Annotated in this window: 18 protein-coding genes; 5 read left to right on the forward strand and 13 right to left on the reverse strand. The window is 47.9% G+C overall.

Translation table 11 applies throughout. The features are described 5' to 3' along the window. Positions 1 to 33: 33 nt before the first annotated feature. Positions 34 to 1875, reverse strand: a complete 1842-nt coding sequence (gene typA / locus EDM59_RS00605; RefSeq protein ID WP_092267715.1) for a translational GTPase TypA — start codon at positions 1873 to 1875, stop codon at positions 34 to 36. A gap of 137 nt (positions 1876 to 2012) precedes the next feature. On the opposite strand from typA, the gene EDM59_RS00610 reads away from it, so the two are divergent. Then, the gene (locus tag EDM59_RS00610) at positions 2013 to 2651 is read left to right on the forward strand and encodes a YhcN/YlaJ family sporulation lipoprotein (protein ID WP_122921858.1); all 639 of its coding nucleotides are present in this window, start codon (positions 2013 to 2015) and stop codon (positions 2649 to 2651) included. 79 nt (positions 2652 to 2730) lie between these two features. Here the strand turns inward: EDM59_RS00610 and speD are convergent, their stop codons facing one another. The 4 genes from speD to EDM59_RS00630 all read right to left on the reverse strand — a co-directional run bounded on the left by speD (position 2731) and on the right by EDM59_RS00630 (position 5687). Beyond that, positions 2731 to 3135, reverse strand: coding sequence for an adenosylmethionine decarboxylase (gene speD / locus EDM59_RS00615; RefSeq protein WP_122921859.1), 405 nt, complete (start codon positions 3133 to 3135; stop codon positions 2731 to 2733). A 244-nt stretch (positions 3136 to 3379) separates the two neighbouring features. Then, entirely contained in the window at positions 3380 to 3976 is a 597-nt protein-coding gene (locus EDM59_RS00620) for a hypothetical protein (protein WP_092267712.1), read from the reverse strand. A 347-nt stretch (positions 3977 to 4323) separates the two neighbouring features. Beyond that, the gene (locus tag EDM59_RS00625; RefSeq protein ID WP_122921860.1) at positions 4324 to 4830 is read right to left on the reverse strand and encodes a DUF4446 family protein; all 507 of its coding nucleotides are present in this window, start codon (positions 4828 to 4830) and stop codon (positions 4324 to 4326) included. A gap of 257 nt (positions 4831 to 5087) precedes the next feature. Beyond that, the gene (locus tag EDM59_RS00630) at positions 5088 to 5687 is read right to left on the reverse strand and encodes a hypothetical protein (RefSeq protein ID WP_122921861.1); all 600 of its coding nucleotides are present in this window, start codon (positions 5685 to 5687) and stop codon (positions 5088 to 5090) included. Positions 5688 to 5912: 225 nt separating this feature from the next. Here EDM59_RS00630 and EDM59_RS00635 point away from each other — a divergent pair, with 225 nt between their 5' ends. Then, positions 5913 to 6548 carry a YktB family protein gene (locus tag EDM59_RS00635; RefSeq protein ID WP_122921862.1) on the forward strand — a complete coding sequence of 212 codons (636 nt, stop codon included), beginning with the start codon at positions 5913 to 5915 and terminating at the stop codon, positions 6546 to 6548. 109 nt (positions 6549 to 6657) lie between these two features. On the opposite strand, the gene EDM59_RS00640 is transcribed toward EDM59_RS00635, so the two are convergent. Continuing rightward, the gene (locus EDM59_RS00640) at positions 6658 to 7623 is read right to left on the reverse strand and encodes an NAD(P)H-dependent flavin oxidoreductase (RefSeq protein WP_122921863.1); all 966 of its coding nucleotides are present in this window, start codon (positions 7621 to 7623) and stop codon (positions 6658 to 6660) included. A gap of 164 nt (positions 7624 to 7787) precedes the next feature. Here EDM59_RS00640 and EDM59_RS00645 point away from each other — a divergent pair, with 164 nt between their 5' ends. After that, entirely contained in the window at positions 7788 to 9260 is a 1473-nt protein-coding gene (locus EDM59_RS00645; RefSeq protein ID WP_122921864.1) for an aminotransferase class I/II-fold pyridoxal phosphate-dependent enzyme, read from the forward strand. Between the two features lie 122 nt (positions 9261 to 9382). Here the strand turns inward: EDM59_RS00645 and EDM59_RS00650 are convergent, their stop codons facing one another. The 5 genes from EDM59_RS00650 to EDM59_RS00670 form a co-directional block, all read right to left on the reverse strand. After that, complete coding sequence (locus tag EDM59_RS00650) at positions 9383 to 11530, reverse strand: TolB family protein (protein WP_122921865.1); 2148 nt, start codon at positions 11528 to 11530, stop codon at positions 9383 to 9385. A 108-nt stretch (positions 11531 to 11638) separates the two neighbouring features. After that, entirely contained in the window at positions 11639 to 11764 is a 126-nt protein-coding gene (locus tag EDM59_RS00655) for a GapA-binding peptide SR1P (protein ID WP_122921866.1), read from the reverse strand. Between the two features lie 136 nt (positions 11765 to 11900). Continuing rightward, a complete protein-coding gene (locus EDM59_RS00660) occupies positions 11901 to 12710 on the reverse strand; it encodes an alpha/beta hydrolase (protein WP_122921867.1) in 810 nt (269 codons plus the stop codon). Between the two features lie 100 nt (positions 12711 to 12810). Then, positions 12811 to 13110 (reverse strand): DUF3055 domain-containing protein, encoded by a 300-nt coding sequence (locus EDM59_RS00665; RefSeq protein ID WP_122921868.1) that lies wholly within the window; start codon positions 13108 to 13110, stop codon positions 12811 to 12813. Between the two features lie 106 nt (positions 13111 to 13216). After that, the gene (locus EDM59_RS00670) at positions 13217 to 13741 is read right to left on the reverse strand and encodes a MarR family winged helix-turn-helix transcriptional regulator (RefSeq protein ID WP_092267702.1); all 525 of its coding nucleotides are present in this window, start codon (positions 13739 to 13741) and stop codon (positions 13217 to 13219) included. A gap of 182 nt (positions 13742 to 13923) precedes the next feature. On the opposite strand from EDM59_RS00670, the gene EDM59_RS00675 reads away from it, so the two are divergent. Next, positions 13924 to 14352, forward strand: a complete 429-nt coding sequence (locus tag EDM59_RS00675; protein ID WP_122921869.1) for a DUF1885 family protein — start codon at positions 13924 to 13926, stop codon at positions 14350 to 14352. Positions 14353 to 14479: 127 nt separating this feature from the next. Further along, positions 14480 to 15118, forward strand: a complete 639-nt coding sequence (locus tag EDM59_RS00680; RefSeq protein ID WP_122921870.1) for a glycoside hydrolase family 73 protein — start codon at positions 14480 to 14482, stop codon at positions 15116 to 15118. A 55-nt stretch (positions 15119 to 15173) separates the two neighbouring features. Here the strand turns inward: EDM59_RS00680 and EDM59_RS00685 are convergent, their stop codons facing one another. Both EDM59_RS00685 and EDM59_RS00690 read right to left on the reverse strand, forming a co-directional pair. Further along, positions 15174 to 15536 (reverse strand): DUF4912 domain-containing protein, encoded by a 363-nt coding sequence (locus EDM59_RS00685; protein WP_122921871.1) that lies wholly within the window; start codon positions 15534 to 15536, stop codon positions 15174 to 15176. A gap of 111 nt (positions 15537 to 15647) precedes the next feature. After that, positions 15648 to 16244, reverse strand: a complete 597-nt coding sequence (locus EDM59_RS00690; protein ID WP_122921872.1) for a hypothetical protein — start codon at positions 16242 to 16244, stop codon at positions 15648 to 15650. Between the last annotated feature and the right edge of the window lie 76 nt (positions 16245 to 16320).

The raw sequence follows: 16320 nt of genomic DNA on the forward strand, positions 1-16320 counted from the left end.
AAAACAGGCAAACGGCTTTTCTCTATTGGTTGGTTACGCTTGTGGTTGAGCTTCCCAACGTCTTTGTTTTTCATAACGCTCACGGTCGGATTTGTTCAGATGCTTCTTACGCAGACGAACAGATTGAGGAGTCACTTCGCACAGCTCATCATCGTTCAGATACTCAAGCGCCTCTTCCAGCGTCAAGATACGAGGCGTTTTCATTTTCACGGTCTCGTCTTTTGTCGCGGAACGAACGTTAGTCGCATGCTTTTCTTTACATACGTTTACCGTCAGGTCATTGTCGCGGTTATGCTCGCCCACGATCATTCCCTCATATACTTCAGTACCGGCTTGGATAAACATGATTCCACGGTCTTCCACAGACATCAAACCATAAGTGGTAGCTGTACCTGTCTCATGCGAAATCAATACCCCTGCATGACGTCCACCTACCGGACCTTGAACCAGCGGACGATAGCTGTCAAACGAGTGGTTCAGAATTCCGTAACCACGTGTAATCGTCATGAACTCGGTACGGTAACCGATCAGACCACGGGACGGAATGATGAATTCCAGGCGAACCTGTCCAAAACCGTTGTTTACCATGTTCACCATCTCAGCCTTGCGTTGGCCAAGGGTCTCCATAACAGGGCCTGTGTACTCTTCTGGCACGTCGATCACCAGCATCTCTGCCGGCTCCATTTTTTGGCCGTCAATCATACGCACGATTACTTCCGGCTTGGACACACCCAGCTCAAAGCCTTCGCGGCGCATGTTTTCAACCAGGATGGACAGATGCAATTCGCCGCGTCCAGATACGATGAAAGCATCTGGGGAATCCGTTTCGTCTACACGAAGAGATACATCTGTCTCGAGCTCTTCCATCAGGCGATCACGCAGCTTGCGAGAAGTTACGTGCTTGCCTTCCCGTCCAGCAAACGGACTGTTGTTCACGAGGAACGTCATTTGCAGAGTAGGTTCGTCAATTTTCAGGAACGGCAATGGATCTGGATGATCGACGTCACAAACGGTTTCCCCAACGTTGATATCATCCAAACCTGCAATCGCGACAATGTCTCCCGCTTTTGCTGTTTTTTGCTCCACGCGCTGCAGACCGGAGAAGCCAAACAGCTTTTGAATCCGCATTTTTTTCAATACGCCTTCACGGGTTGTTACCGAAACCATATCGTTTACGTTCATCGTACCGCGGTAAATACGTCCAATCCCGATACGACCCAAGAAGTCGTTGTAGTCTAGCATGGTTACTTGCATTTGCAGCGGCGCGTTTTCATCTGCATCTGGAGCAGGCATGTGCTCGATGATGGTGTCAAACAGCGGACGCAGGTCGCCTTCCAGCTTGTCTGGTTCCATACCGGCGATTCCTTGCAAGCCCGAAGCGTATACGATCGGGAAGTCCAATTGATCCTCTGTAGCGTCCAGGTCAATGAACAGGTCATATACTTCGTTGATCACTTCTTGTGGACGAGCATTGTCGCGGTCCACTTTGTTTACAACGACGATCGGCGTAACCTTTGCTTCCAGCGCTTTTTTCAAAACAAAGCGGGTTTGTGGCATACAGCCCTCAAACGCATCGACGATCAACAGAACGCCGTCCACCATGCTCATAATCCGTTCTACCTCGCCACCGAAGTCTGCGTGGCCAGGGGTATCCAGGATGTTGATGGTAAACTCATTGTATTTAACCGATGTGGTTTTTGCCAGGATCGTAATTCCGCGCTCCCGCTCCAGGTCGTTGGAGTCCATCATTCTCTCCTCTACCTGCTGATTGCTACGGAATGTGCCCGATTGAATTAACAGTTTGTCAACCAGTGTGGTTTTCCCGTGGTCAACGTGGGCAATAATCGCGATGTTGCGTATGTCAAGACGCTTCATGTGAACCTCCTCTGTTATGCATACCTTTCATATTAGCAGTTCGTGAAACTCGGCACAATGGGGAGTTTTTTACGGGAATCCCTTCCTGAGTAGAGATTATTGATTTCGTCATACTAAGGAAAGGAGGTGGGTTCCCCATGGATAAAAAATGGTCAATTGCCATTGCAGGTGTACTGGCACTATCGTCTCTGACTGGCTGCGCAAGCTCCAACTCAAGCAAAGGGACTACGAATGCAGGTACGCACACGCAAAACACAGCGTATCAGCGGCCAGCGGATATGCGAAACAGTCTTGCTCACGGCAACAATGCCTATACACAAAATACAAACGCCTACCATTACCGAAATGGCTATACGGCAAACGGTTTTGACCAGAACAAAGCGGAACAGCTCACTCGAGTGGCAGATGACGTCCCTGGCGTAGACCGAGCTACTGTCGTCTGCAATGGAAAAGATGCTGTCATCGGCATTCGTGTGCGAGACAACATGGCTCACGAACAGCGAAAAGTCATCGAACAGCAGGTTCATTCCGCAGCTCGCTCGGTATCTCCTAACATGAACATCCGGGTAACGACAGAGCCGGCGATGTTCACACGGATACGCGGGATTAACGAATCCATCTATCGGGAAGCTTCCGAGCGAACCCATCCTGCAGCTCCTAACCATACGATGGTCCCGGACAACAATTTGGTCACTCATCCCGTTCGCACAGCGGCTGAGGATTTCGGTGTATTGCTCAAGGACTTGGGTCAAACCATTACCGCTCCCTTCCGGTAAGGAATCTCCATTCATCCCATCAGCCTTTCACGTAAAAGAGGTGCGGAATCCATCCGCACCTCTTGAATACTTACATTTGTTACTTGCTTGCCAATTCAGCCAGATTCATTTCTGGCTCAACTACTTGCAGTTCACCTGTACCGCGAACGAGCTTCTTCGCGTAGGTTTTCTCCGGCTTCAGCACGGATACCAAGTAATCGATGGCAACTTGTGGATCTACCGTCTCACCGCACGTGTAGCAATCCAGAGCCGCAAATCCACGCTCAGGATACGTATGAATGGACAGGTGGCTTTCCGAGAGAAGAACCAGCACGGTAGCACCTTGAGGAGAAAACTGCTTAGCTTGCACGCTCAGTACCGTAGCACCGCATGCCTCAGCAGCTTCAATCATTTCTTTTTTCAAAAATTCTGCGTCGTTCAACAAGTCAAACTGAACTCCCCATGTGTCAACAGCAACGTGTCTTCCGAAAGTCGAGTATTCCATCTTTCGGTTCCCCCTTCCTAGCAGTGTGTAATGTTAAACATCGCTAGGACCTGCGTCATTCACTAACGGGGGCGGTTTCCCTCTTGTTATCCACCCTTTAAAGTGAATCCTGGTTCCTAATCCTGTTTCCAACGAAAACAACAATACCACGCTTCTGCCTAATTTGACAATACCCTATTTCGATAAATTACAGGAAAATAAAAAATGGGCGCATCCGCACCCATTTTTGGCGTTCAATCAACATTTAGACTTCCAGTTCAAACAGACGTTTTGACAACGAGGCTAATCGGCAATCAATCGCAGTAAGCTTTTCGGGGGCATTGCTACTTGCCCAATTACGCAGATCCAGCCATCGGTCCGTCTCTTGATATAAGGACTCAATCTCCCGTTCGCTGCCATCTTGCTGGAACAAGCTCTCCAGCTCATTGGCCACGCTCGGCGAGGTATTTTCAAAGATGGACATTTCCTCGTCACCGGAAACCTCGTGAATGCTCACGACTGATCCTTGGTCATAGTGGTACACCACTGTGAAGCCATCGTAAATCCGGTGAACAATTCCATAGCCTCGGAATGTTTTCATCGCTTTTCGCATGGCATTAGCCAGCCCAAAATCTCGAATAAGATAGGAACTGTCGCACTGAAAACGATTGCCAGATCTGGTGAAACTCAGTTGAATTTCGCCGTTTTTGTCTGTCAGAATAACGTCCCGATCCCCATTGTCACAAACTTTGACATCGACTGAAATGTGTTCATTGGTGAAGAGCGAGACGAATTGGTTCAGCTCTTCTTCATTCACCGTAAAATAGGCCTTGGCGTAGTTAGTCGCTAAACGCTGTGCCATAATATCTCCTCAATTCTTTTGGTTTGCATGGGCCAAAGATCGACCGAACAATCATCCGAATCAAAGGAGTTACGCTAAGTGTCAACGAAGGAACGCTGTAGAACCTGGCCTTGCCCCGCGAATCGAAAATCGATTTGGGTAATGAAGGCGGATCACCTACTTTTTGTATTTACGAAAAAACCATCCTTGACATCTTTTATTATACAATAAGCGACTAAAAAAGTCTTGAGCGAAAAGGTGATGAATTTTCGCAAAAAAGCTGAATTTTGTATGTTGAGACGCCAATAATCGAAAAGAACTCTCTGATTCATTCATATGCTTCCCATTTCAGAGAAATTCGGAATGGTTTATGCCCCCACAGGCGGATTCATCGCTTTTTTTATAACAGCTTGTTCTTCTTCTGAAAGCGAGTACACAGAGGTGCCTGCTTCCAACGGCTTCGCGTATACACGCGACTCCTCGCGCCCGAAAATACTCGTGATCACGACTCCGTTTTGCGCATCATCGAGGATCGCCATCGAGAAACTCAGATCGCTCCCCACATCCCCAAACGCGTTGTAGCGAATCACGGCAACATTTCCATTTTGTGCAGAAAGTCTCTGTGACAGACGATTGATCATGAACTGCTGATCATTGTGCTCCTTTTTCACTTCGTCCACAAGATCGAGCAATCGATGCATCCCTTCCTCCAGATTCGCTCCACCTACTCCAGTCATGAGCCTGTTGATTGATTTGCGAAGTCGACTGACACGGACCGATTGCATGATGCATACAAAGAGCAACACGACATTCAGCGCAATGACGGCCAAGAGCAGGATCCCGACATTCGGGATTTGTGATAGGAATGGTTCCATGAAACATTTTCTTCCTTTCTGGTGCATAGGGTGCCAAAATCCTTTTCTATTGTAACGCCGTATCGCCAGTCATTCAAACATAGTCTGCCGAAATTCACGAATTGCTAACACGTTTCTCCCTTGCTGCACCCATGGAATGAGCAGGGAGATCGCTTTTGAACCAAAAAAAGCGACACCCTCGTCTGCGAGATGTCGCTTTTTTCATTCCCTATGCCTATTTGTCAAACGCATCGTTCGCCCTTTTTCCTCCAGTCTACCTACGCTTCCAGCAGCAGCATTTCCCGGCGGAGCTGTTTCAAGCGTTCTTTGGATTGTTTCACCTGGCCTTTGTCTTCTGCTTTCAGAGCATCATACAAAGTCGCAAGCTCATAATCCAGCTCCAGGCGCAATACAGGAATTCTTTCTTCGGAGTCACGTCGCTTCAAGGCGGCAATCACCTGATCCATCGTCACATTGCAAGATTTTTCGAAGATCACTTTTTTCTCAGCTCCTTTTATTTCCACTATTCTGACGGCTTCACCGTACCGGATGTGCTTCATCAGGACACTGTCTTCCAAGCGGATTCTGATGATGGCATGCCCCTTTGCTTTCTCCACAAAGTGGTTCAAAATCTTAGCCACTCGTGAGTCCGACATGGGGATGCCTGTAAGCTGCAGCTTGTAAGAACCGCTTATCCGCTGCATTTTCCAGTTCGATTTACCGTCTGTGGTGTTCACGAGGAGGTGAAACTGCTCGGGAGATTCTTTCCACGTGACGCTCACCCCTGCTTCCACCAGGGCCTGCACCAGCGCATGTAACGTCTTACGATCAAACCAGACAGCCAGATCGTAATACTCCAACTCAATGCCGAGATTCATCAGGGCCCCTCCCATTAACAGAATACTCAGACTACATTTTCGCTGTAAGGGAGTGAGTGGTATATCATATTATTCAGGCGACGGTTTTGCTATTCATATCCCGGCATGTATTTTTTTCCTTCGTGGTATGATATCATATGGAGGATTCCAAGCTCCCTTGACAGGGACGTTCGCCCTTTTCTTACGTGGCGTGCGATGAAGCTTACCTAAGAGGTGTTCGCCCGAATGTCGACAAGTACAGGTTTTCAGCAAGAAGATTTTGATGTTTTTGCCATTGATGGCCTTGATCAGCGAATGGAAGCAATCAAAGGCATCATTCGTCCGAAATTGGAAGCACTGGGTCAGCATTTTGCCCCGGCTTTATCCGTTGCTACCGGATCTGAGATGTTTTTTCATGTAGCCAAGCACGCACGGAGAACCGTGAATCCTCCCGTTGATACTTGGGTTGCCTGGGCAGCTGATAAACGCGGATACAAAAAGCACCCACACTTTCAAGTTGGCTTGTGGGGTACCCATTTGTTTGTCTGGTATGCGGTCATATACGAAGCTCCTGCAAAAGAGGAAATCAGTCGTGCCTTGCATGCGCATCTCGATGACATTCTGGCGATCGTTCCCGATGATTTCCACTGGTCACCCGATCACACAAAGCCTGACAGTGCACCGCAGTCAACCCTCGGCAAGGAAGGTGTCAAAAAGCTGGTGGACAGGCTGGCAGAGGTCAAAAAAGCCGAGCTGCTTTGCGGCATTACCATTGATCGCCATGATCCTGTGCTTGCTGACAAAGATGCTTTGCTCGCTCGCTTGGAAGCGGCCTTTACTGTCTTAGCCAAGCTGTACAACCTCAGTCTTTCCCGTGCATAAACCGCCTCCCGATATGTTTTGTTAAGTTATATATGCAAAAGAACAGGTCCGCTTTCTTTCGAAAAGCAAGTGCCTGTTCTTTTGTTTTTCCCTGAAAAAAAGGCGTGACTTAGCGACTGTTGTAGGCTTGCAGACGCTCCATGCGCTGATCCAAGTCTTTAAACATCCGTTCAAATAATTCCTGGACATAAGGTACATCCTGAATGAGACCAATGACTTGGCCCGCCCATCCGAAGCCTTTTTGATCATCGCCTTCATAAATAAAACGACAGTTGTTCTGACCGCTGATGAATGGCTTCAGCTGCTCGTAGCCTGCTCCTTCTTTTTCCAGCTCCAAAATGTGGTCGGAGCCTGCAGTGCGAACAACCCTAGCTGGCGCGCCCAAGGTTCTTTTGATGACGGCAGTATCTTGTTCCGTCCCTTTGAGCAATGCTTCCTTGTACGCTGCATGGGCATGTACACACTCCTTGGTTGCAATGAAGCGCGTTCCCATCTCAACCCCATCCGCCCCCAGAGCGAGCGCAGCCAAAATGCCGCGTCCATCCCCAATGCCGCCACTGGCGAGGACAGGAATACTTACCGAGTCAGCTACACGAGGGATCAGGACAAATGTGCCGATGTCATCCCTGCCGAGATGTCCGCCTCCTTCTTGGCCAACTGCCATCACTGCATCCGCCCCGATCGACTCTGCCTTTTGCGCTTGCCGAACGGATGCAACCAGCACCAACTTTTTGATATCGTGTCCATCGAGCTTTCGGATGAGCGGTTCCGGGTTGCCCCCCGTAACGGAAATGACTTTGACGCCTTCTTCTATCGCCACGTCCACATACAGCTCGTAGGATTGATTGTATTGGCCTATCGCAAAGTTTACACCGAATGGTTGGTCTGTCATGGTTCGCACTTTGCGGATTTCTTCTCGCAGCGCCTCAGCTGATGGGAGCGACATGGCGGTAATTTGTCCCAATCCACCTGCATTTGACACAGCTGCAGCCAATTCTGCGTATGCTAAATAGGCCAATCCACCTTGAACGACCGGATAGTTGATCTGTAGCAATTCAGTTACTCTTGTTTTCATCTTTTCACCCCATTTCGATACAACTTCTCGAAAATGTGAGCAAACTCCTGCTGGGCTTGGGGATTATGAATAAAAATTCGCTTGCTTTCCCCCCCTTTTTTGCTATACTCAATTTGTTTGTTTTTTCCCCTTTTATTCTTTATTTGTAAAGTGAGGCGATCGTAGTGAGACAAATGAAAACTCCTTTGTTCAGCGGGTTGTTGGAGCACGCCAACCGGAACCCGATTCAATTTCACATTCCGGGCCATAAGAAGGGTATGGGCATGCATCCGGCATTTCGCGAGTTCATCGGGGAGAACGCTCTCTCGATAGACCTCATCAATATCGCGCCACTGGATGACCTGCATCATCCCAAGGCGATGATCAAGGAAGCACAGGAACTGGCAGCCGAGGCGTTTGGCGCTGATCATACCTTTTTTTCCGTACAGGGGACGAGCGGTGCGATCATGGCGATGATTATGGCTACCTGCAGCCCTGGAGACAAAATTATCGTTCCGCGGAACGTGCATAAATCTGTCATGTCAGCGATTATTTTTGCAGGAGCCTTTCCCATCTTCATTCATCCTGCGATGGACGAGCGCTTGGGCATTTCCCACGGGATCACAGTGAAAGCCGTGCAAAAAGCACTGGAAACCCACCCGGACGCAGCTGCCCTGCTGGTAATCAACCCGACCTATTTTGGGATCGCTGGTGATTTGCGCGAGATCGTGCGGACTGCGCATAATTACGAAATCCCAGTACTTGTTGATGAAGCACATGGCGTGCATATTCATTTCCACGAGGAGCTGCCGATCTCTGCGATGCAAGCCGGCGCCGATATGGCTGCAACGAGCGTGCATAAGCTGGGCGGTTCCTTGACACAAACATCAATCCTGAACGTACGGGAAGGACTCGTCGATGTCGATCGTGTCAAAACGGTCATGAGCATGCTGACAACGACTTCCACTTCTTATATTTTCTTGGCTTCCCTCGATATGGCTCGTCAGCATCTCGCCTTGAACGGACATTTGCTGACAGAACAAGCCATGAAGCTGGCGAATATCGCACGTGATAAGATCAATGACATTCCGCGCATCTATTGCGTAGGGAAGGAAATTCTCGGCAAGCCCGCTACCTTCGCGATGGATCCGACCAAGCTGCTGATTCACGTTCGCGATCTGGGCATCACTGGCTGGGAAGTCGAAAACTGGCTGCGTGCGAAATACAACATTGAAGTGGAAATGAGCGACCTGTACAACATCCTTTGCTTTGTAACAGCAGGTGACACGGAGGAATCGATTCAGACCCTGGTAAACGCCCTTCGCGATTTGTCTGTCGAATTCGCCCATGTTCAAGCAGAGGAAAAACCAACCATCTCCTTGCCGAATATCCCGATTCTGTCTACAACGCCGCGCGAAGCATTCTATGCGCCGACAGAAACCATCCCGCTTGCGGAAGCCGCAGGAAGAGTCATTACTGAATTCATCATGGTCTATCCTCCAGGGATTCCGATCTTCTTGCCTGGGGAAGTCATCTCTGAAGAAAACATCGCCTACATTCAGGAAAACATTCGTGTCGGACTGCCTGTACAAGGTCCTGAGGATGAAACACTGAAGACGATTAAAGTCGTGAAGCGTCAAACGGCGATTTCGGGTTAACGTAAGGAATGATTAAAGCTGTCGCCTTTTCGGTGCGACAGCTTTTTTATCCAACCCGCTTCCCCCCAAACCACCACAAAAAAACAGGCAGCAAGGGACATCGTCCACTTACTGCCTGTTTTTTATTTGTAGATCCGAATATGGATCTCACTCAGGTTTGCCGATTCAACCAAGTCATCAAAATGGTCCATATCATGGAAGATATCGATCAAGGACAAAACTTCTTCTTTATTGGTGCCTTGGAAGAACACCATAATGAATTTGTCCGATGGCGTATCCTCTAAGAAGGAGTCAAGCGAATCATTGATCACGAGGTCCAGCAGAGTATATTCTTTATAATCTCCTGGTTCTGGCTCAGGATTTGGAGTAGGCTCTTCTTCGTCATCATCATCTTTCGGCTGTCCAATTGCCATGGTGTACACGTATGGATCATCATCACGGGTATCAATCCAGACAATTCGATTCCCGCCGATACTAGCTTCCTCTATCTCTGCATCATCATCCCACGAATAATCGCTGTAGGACCCATCTTCTACATCATAAAGTTCGTAATAGAAATCCTTCGCGTTCGGCGATAGACGATTGTCTTCGAAGAGCATCATGTTGCGAGATACTTTTGGGTTGATCTGGTCACGGTCATTGTAGCGCAGCAACGATGTCGTTTTGCCGCGGTCAATGTCATAAGAGTAAATATCCCACGAAGGTTTTGTCGTGTCTGTATATTCACTCCACACTACGAAGTCGTCACCAAGTTTTGCTTCTTTGACTTGAACATTTTTACGGATCTGTACATCGTCTTCTTCGTCGATGTCATACAAGTAGACGCTGGCTTTGTTCGAGCTTTCTTCCTGTACCCATGTAACAAAGTTGCCATTGAGGTCAATGCTCAATGGGTCCTTTTTCAATGTCATGATCTCAGTGTCTTTGCCAGAATCCAGGTTGGTTACAATCAGTTCAGGTTTGCCATCCACATTCACCCAAAGCAGATTGTCACCATCAATCTCGTACAATTTTTCATCTGGAAGCTGATCATCGTCTTCGTCTGTTACTTGTTTGGTAGTACCTTTTGCTATGTTGTAGGAGAAGAGGGCATCTTCGCTGTCATCGTACCAGACAACATAGTGGTTGCTGACAAGTGGACGGGAAGGCGAAGCATCCGTTTTGGTAATCGATTTTGATGTATCCTTTTCCACATCATACAGAATGATGGAATCGCTGTTGCTTCCTTCCGATACGTATACCACATAACGGTCAGAGCCAGCAGGTTGACTTGGTTCTCCAGCCACTTCACCAAGCGGCACGGACACTTTTTCATCAATGTCATAGAGATTCAACCGAACTTTTGAATCTTTGTCCTTTTTCGCATACAAGACATAGTCCTCGTATACACGTGGCGCTAGCTTCTCGTAGATGGAGCTCGCAGCTTTGCGTTTGCCGCTTTTGTTAACGTCCCCAAAGTACAGGTCTCCATTATCGATCAACACATAGGTCGTCTCGAAAGCATGCGGCAGTGTTTTATCACTGGAATCCGTCGTAAGAATGGTGGTTTTTCCTTTATTTACATCATACGAACCGATTTGCTTGTAATCCGCACTCTGATCCTCGAAAACAACGTGGTCTTCGGAGATGGACGGATTCACTTGGTCACCGCGGGTTGTTACAGCAGCCTTTTCCGCTTTGGTTTTCAAATTATACGTGTAAATATCCGAGCTGCCATTGCGCTCATCTTGCCATGCAACGTATGTATCGCCCACAGAAGGATTGCTGGCTTTACCACTTTTGGTGATCTGCTCCACTTCACCAGAAGTTATGTTGTACAGGTAAATGTCCGTTCCATTGTCACTCTTGTCGTCCCATACGATGTTTTTTCCAGAGATCTCGAGCTGCGTCACTTTCGATCCACCCGAAACCAACGATTCTTTCTTCTTGGAAACGTCGTACATGTACACGTCTGTTCCACCATCGCGAGAGTCAATCCATACGACGTAATTTCCATCTACGCGAGGGCTTGTCTTGGCAGAAGATTTGTTTCCAATTTGCGTTTCTGAATTGTCATCCAAATCATATAAAGTGATGGTTTTTTCTCCTTCAACCATCCACACGGCATAGTCAGCTGAAATGTCAAAACCTGCTTTGTCAACCTCAGGCTGGCTCACGTCAATTTTGACTTCTTCGCCAAGTCTGCTGCTGGCAAATGCCGGTGTCGCGCTCCACAGAGAGGTGACCAGTAAAGCCGCGGCCATCAACCCCTGTACGGGTCTACGCTTCATGAAACTATTCCTCCTCTTGCAACGATTTTCACTCTTCTCTATTATCCCCCATGAGGAGTAGGATGTCAAAAAAAACAGGCCTTGTGCAGTGGGCCTGTAGTCGGTAAACTATTCTCTTTCTTGTTTTTCACTGTGCTGGCAATCGCAGCTGCATACCGCATAAAGCGTTTTCACCGAGTTGCACTCAAAGTGCTCGATAATGGTTCCGCAAGTTTGACATACAATAGTTCCCATCTATATTCCCCTCCGCTGTCACACTGCCAAAAGCAGTATGAGTGATGGTCATATCATCGATAATGTGATGTTATATACATCTTAATATGACACACCATTCGGAGTCAATACGGTAATTTAACACATCTTTTGTCGATTAGTATGTCACATTTGATTTTGCCATTTGCTCCATCCATTCCTCCATCTGCTCCATGATCTGTTCTTTCTCGGGCTCGTTCAGCATTTCATGACGCAGGCCAGCAAAGCGATGAAACGAACTTGGAGCACGCAAGCCGCCCGTGAAGCGTTCGATCGCATCTGCGTTGATGATGGCGTCATCCCCTGCCTGCAGGACAAGAACAGGCACGTTGATGTGATCTCTATCCGCCCAAGCACTCTCCATGGCTCGCAGCAATTCTTGAAACCATCTGACACTTACCTTGGGATAGTTCAGTGGATCGCTTACATAGGCTGCCTGAACGGATAGATCTCTGGAAACCATGTCCGCCTTCACTCCATTTGGCATGGCCAACGTCGGCATGAATTGATCCAGCATGCGAGCAAGCTTCGCCTTCCAAGCAGGAACCTGCAGCTTCAATTCAAGACATGGAGAAGTCAGAATTAGGCCTGTGAGCCCATCAGCGTCCCCTTTCATTTGAACATATCTTGTGGCTACAAGTCCTCCCAAGCTATGCCCCATTAGGTATATTGGCTGCCCGGCAGGAGTCGCATTGCGAGCCTTTGTCATCCATTCCTCGACAGCCTCTATGTATTGCTGAAAGGAATCGATATGTCCTCTCCTGCCAGCAGACCTTCCCCATCCTGGCAAGTCACCGGTGAAGACACTCCATCCCCGTTCGTTGAAAAAAGCAGCCACATGCTCGTATCGACCATAGTGCTCTCCCGTCCCATGGATCAGTACCATTGATCCTTTTTGAGCGGGGACCAGCCATTGATGACTGTTCATTTGTCTCTCCCCTGTCCACTTGATCTTTTTGTTTCCCTTCATTGCCATGATACCTGATCTGCATGAAAAAACGAGCAGAAGAAAGTCTTCTGCTCGCTTGCTAGTACTGATTTTCTTCAAAAGGGATAGTAGGTAGGTACTCTTGGAAAAATTGAGCGAGGGTTTCCGCTTCGCTTTCAGAATCGAGCCGGAAAATCTTTTGCAGATATCCAGGATTTACGGCATCCTCTGAACCGAGAAGGGTAGATTGCCCCGTCTGCATACAGATCACCAATGGCTTTCCATAAAACTTGTGCGTAAACACAATCCCAAAATCATGGCGAGTTCCTTCCGAGACCAATCCTAGAAAACGTACATTGGCGTTCTCCGACTCCTCGTACAAGTGGTCGTAGTGCTCCATCAGCAATCCCTCCTCATCTGAAGTTTGGCCCCGAATATTCATTATGTAAATATTCGGAGTATTAATAAGTATACGCGAAAACCCACCTTTTTGCCACACCTGCTCCTTAACTGATCAAGTGCTTGGAATTCGGAATGCGATCTTCGCCTTCCTGAATCCAGCGAACCTTTTCTGCCCCGTGCAAGGATTGCGCGACAAAGGAAAGACATTCAAAGAATAACTCTACTACCGCTGTACTGTAGCGTTCCTCCATTTTCTCCAATGCATACGTCAAACGAAAAATAGATGGCACGCTTCTACGGCTGGCTTCGATGACCGATTTTCCTTTTTCCGTTGGATAAACATGGACAACACGACCATCCAACTCCGACTTTTCGATCGTTACCATCCCTTTTTCCATCAACTTCTTGATATGAATCACAATTGATGAAGGATGCCAGAAGGTCCAGTCGGCAATTTGTGTGACGCGCACGCCTTCGTAGCAATAGATGATCCAAAGGATGTTTAATTGCACGGAGGAATCCAGCTCCGCTTCCTTCGCTGCTCGCTCCCAGTCCTCTTTATTCACCACGTCGATGGCGCGCATAGTGTTAAGCGCTTCAAATACGTTTCTAATTGAGACCTCCTGCATAGGGACTATTCCTCCATGTGATTCTTTATCTTTCATGCATTCCAATATAAACAGTAATTATATTTTACACTTTTCAGAAAAGACGCGCAATTATTTTCGATTAAGAATTGGCGCATTGTCAAAGAGTGGAAGCAATGCTAAACTAAACGCAGACATTCTCGGTACTAGGAGTGAGTGCAATCGTGAAACTTCAATCGGCCTACATTTATTTCGTAGAAGGATCTACTGCTACGCACGCAGATATTGAGGACGTGAAGGCAAAGTTTACTCGATATGTCGACATGACAACCAAAACAGGCCAGCAGCTCGGCTGGTCATATGCCGAGGCCGCCTTTCCTTATACCCTGGAGGAACGAGCGGAGGGCAAAGGCTCCTGGTTCCTGCTCAAAGGAAAAGACCCGAACATGTACAAAGCGATTGTCGTCGGGGTCGGCTCCTCTGAAGAAAACGGACAAAAAAAGCACTACATTCAAATCTCACTACCGGAATCAGCTACGCACGGGGACAAAAATAAAGCCAATGAGTACTGCCGTTACCTGGCCAAGGATTACAAGGCCGAGCTGCATTTGTTCAACAAACGAATCCAGTATTTTCAACCGCGAAAACCATAGCACAACCACCAAACAGCTGAGTCAATCGGCTGTTTTTTCTTTTTTGTATCTCCCTTGCCCGTACTTTTCCATAAGGTAGTTAGAAAAGAGAACCTATACTCGTCAAACAAGAGAGGTGAGGTGACTTATGGAAGCGCAGGAATTCATTAATCTGGTGGCTGGTTCCGCCAGACAAACGTACTTGACGCATCACGTCCTCCCTTCCATTACCATCGCGCAGGCGATCCTGGAATCGGGATGGGGGAAAAAAGTGCCGATCGATTCGGCGACAGGCAGATCCTCCTATAACTTATTTGGCATCAAAGGGACTGGGACAGCAGGCTCTGTCACTGTCGTTACCAAAGAAGAGGTAAACGGGCAGATCGTTACGCAAACCGCTCAATTCAAGGCCTATTACAACTACCAGCAGTCTCTGGACGATCATGCCGACTTTTTGCAAAAGCCTTTGTACAAAAAAGTAATTATGGCTGCAACCCCCGAGGAAGCCGCAGAAGCGCTACAGAAGGCCGGCTATGCCACCGACTCTAAATATGCAGAAAAGCTAACCACCCTCATCCGGACATACGATCTGACCCAATACGACCAGTTTGCTCCCGAAGAGCCCTCCGGCTATCCCGCCTGGAAAGTCGACCTGGGAACGCGGGCTCTAAAGGAAGGCCTGCTCACTTCCCCTGAATGGCTAAGCAAGCTGGATGAGCCGATGCCTGTTTGGGCCGTACTCGCTGTAGCCCTTCGCTTGCTCGATAAACAGCGGCAAATGCCTTGAGTAACACAAAAAGACCCTCTTTTCAGAGGGTCTTCCTTATTCATGAGCACGTTGATCAAATCATTTGAGATCGCGATAGTGAAAAAAACCTTCCATCAACCATTCGAATGCCCAAATCAACACAATATTCCAATCCTTGCGTAACTCCGTAAAGAATCCACTCGGACGAACGGTGGTTGATATCAAAATCAGTGTAAAGGTCAGTTCCGTCATCGCGGATCTCTTTGCGGTCAGTCACATCGAAAAGGCGTAAGACAAAGGGCAGTTCGGCAAAAGGGATTGAAAATTTCTTTTCCACTTCCAGCTCAAACTCCTTCGTCATGTTCCACTCTGCCTGGATAGAATGATCATCCTTCCAGGCGATGCGTATACTCGGGCCTTCTACGTCTGTGGATGATCGCGGGGGATTTGTCTCCATTCGCTCCCATCGTTCCTTTCTTTCATGTACTCGCTTTCACCATGTATATCGGCTTTTCCACCTATTATACCATGTGAACAAGCCACGTGGGAACGCAAACAAGCTATTATTTTATCTTCCAACTGTAAACGTGTTCTCACCGACAACGACGTACGACTTGAATTGCTCGGTTTTCATCCGGACCTGAATCGTATACGTTCCATAGCTTTCCAGCTTCGTCGATACGAATGGCTCAGAAAAATAGAAGCTATTCGCATTTTGAGTGGAGTATTTCCATTCCTTCCCTTTGTCTACTTCTTTCCCTTCTGGTGAAATCAAGACGAGCTGCATACGAAGATCCTTGGCGACGGGCGCATTGTCAACCTCTACAAATGCATTAAAGGTACGCGGCACATTTTTATCGCTGTAGCCCTTGATCGGGTTGCTGAAAACGACGGTTTTATTCCGCGTTTGCTGAATCCCCTCTAACACCAGAATATTCACGTTTGGCTTAATAATTTCCATTTTCCCGGAGCCTTGATCGTAATTGGCGAACCCACCCATTTTATTGACCAAATCCTCCACCGAATTGGCATTGGACGATCCCATACTGTTCACGATACGTTCTCCGCCCATGAATACTCTCATGGAGCCTTCACCCAAAGCAGTGCTTCCTACTCCAGCCACAACAGTCAACGACAACAAGGCCGACAACCATGCTTTTTTCATGTCTTAGTCCTCCTGTATGTTTGCGCGGCAGCGCTTGTTATTCCGAATTTTTTCTTACTAGTTTATACGCCTAAAC

Source organism: Brevibacillus nitrificans (assembly GCF_003710965.1).
In the GTDB taxonomy this organism is placed as follows: Bacteria; Bacillota; Bacilli; order Brevibacillales; family Brevibacillaceae; genus Brevibacillus; species Brevibacillus centrosporus.

Coding starts and splice junctions, on each gene's coding strand:
- typA (WP_092267715.1), bottom strand. CDS start 1,875: ATGAAGCGTCTTGACATACGCAACATCGCGATTATTGCCCACGTTGAC.
- EDM59_RS00610 (WP_122921858.1), top strand. CDS start 2,013: ATGGATAAAAAATGGTCAATTGCCATTGCAGGTGTACTGGCACTATCG.
- speD (WP_122921859.1), bottom strand. CDS start 3,135: ATGGAATACTCGACTTTCGGAAGACACGTTGCTGTTGACACATGGGGA.
- EDM59_RS00620 (WP_092267712.1), bottom strand. CDS start 3,976: ATGGCACAGCGTTTAGCGACTAACTACGCCAAGGCCTATTTTACGGTG.
- EDM59_RS00625 (WP_122921860.1), bottom strand. CDS start 4,830: ATGGAACCATTCCTATCACAAATCCCGAATGTCGGGATCCTGCTCTTG.
- EDM59_RS00630 (WP_122921861.1), bottom strand. CDS start 5,687: ATGAATCTCGGCATTGAGTTGGAGTATTACGATCTGGCTGTCTGGTTT.
- EDM59_RS00635 (WP_122921862.1), top strand. CDS start 5,913: ATGTCGACAAGTACAGGTTTTCAGCAAGAAGATTTTGATGTTTTTGCC.
- EDM59_RS00640 (WP_122921863.1), bottom strand. CDS start 7,623: ATGAAAACAAGAGTAACTGAATTGCTACAGATCAACTATCCGGTCGTT.
- EDM59_RS00650 (WP_122921865.1), bottom strand. CDS start 11,530: ATGAAGCGTAGACCCGTACAGGGGTTGATGGCCGCGGCTTTACTGGTC.
- EDM59_RS00655 (WP_122921866.1), bottom strand. CDS start 11,764: ATGGGAACTATTGTATGTCAAACTTGCGGAACCATTATCGAGCACTTT.
- EDM59_RS00660 (WP_122921867.1), bottom strand. CDS start 12,710: ATGAACAGTCATCAATGGCTGGTCCCCGCTCAAAAAGGATCAATGGTA.
- EDM59_RS00665 (WP_122921868.1), bottom strand. CDS start 13,110: ATGGAGCACTACGACCACTTGTACGAGGAGTCGGAGAACGCCAATGTA.
- EDM59_RS00670 (WP_092267702.1), bottom strand. CDS start 13,741: ATGCAGGAGGTCTCAATTAGAAACGTATTTGAAGCGCTTAACACTATG.
- EDM59_RS00680 (WP_122921870.1), top strand. CDS start 14,480: ATGGAAGCGCAGGAATTCATTAATCTGGTGGCTGGTTCCGCCAGACAA.
- EDM59_RS00685 (WP_122921871.1), bottom strand. CDS start 15,536: ATGGAGACAAATCCCCCGCGATCATCCACAGACGTAGAAGGCCCGAGT.
- EDM59_RS00690 (WP_122921872.1), bottom strand. CDS start 16,244: ATGAAAAAAGCATGGTTGTCGGCCTTGTTGTCGTTGACTGTTGTGGCT.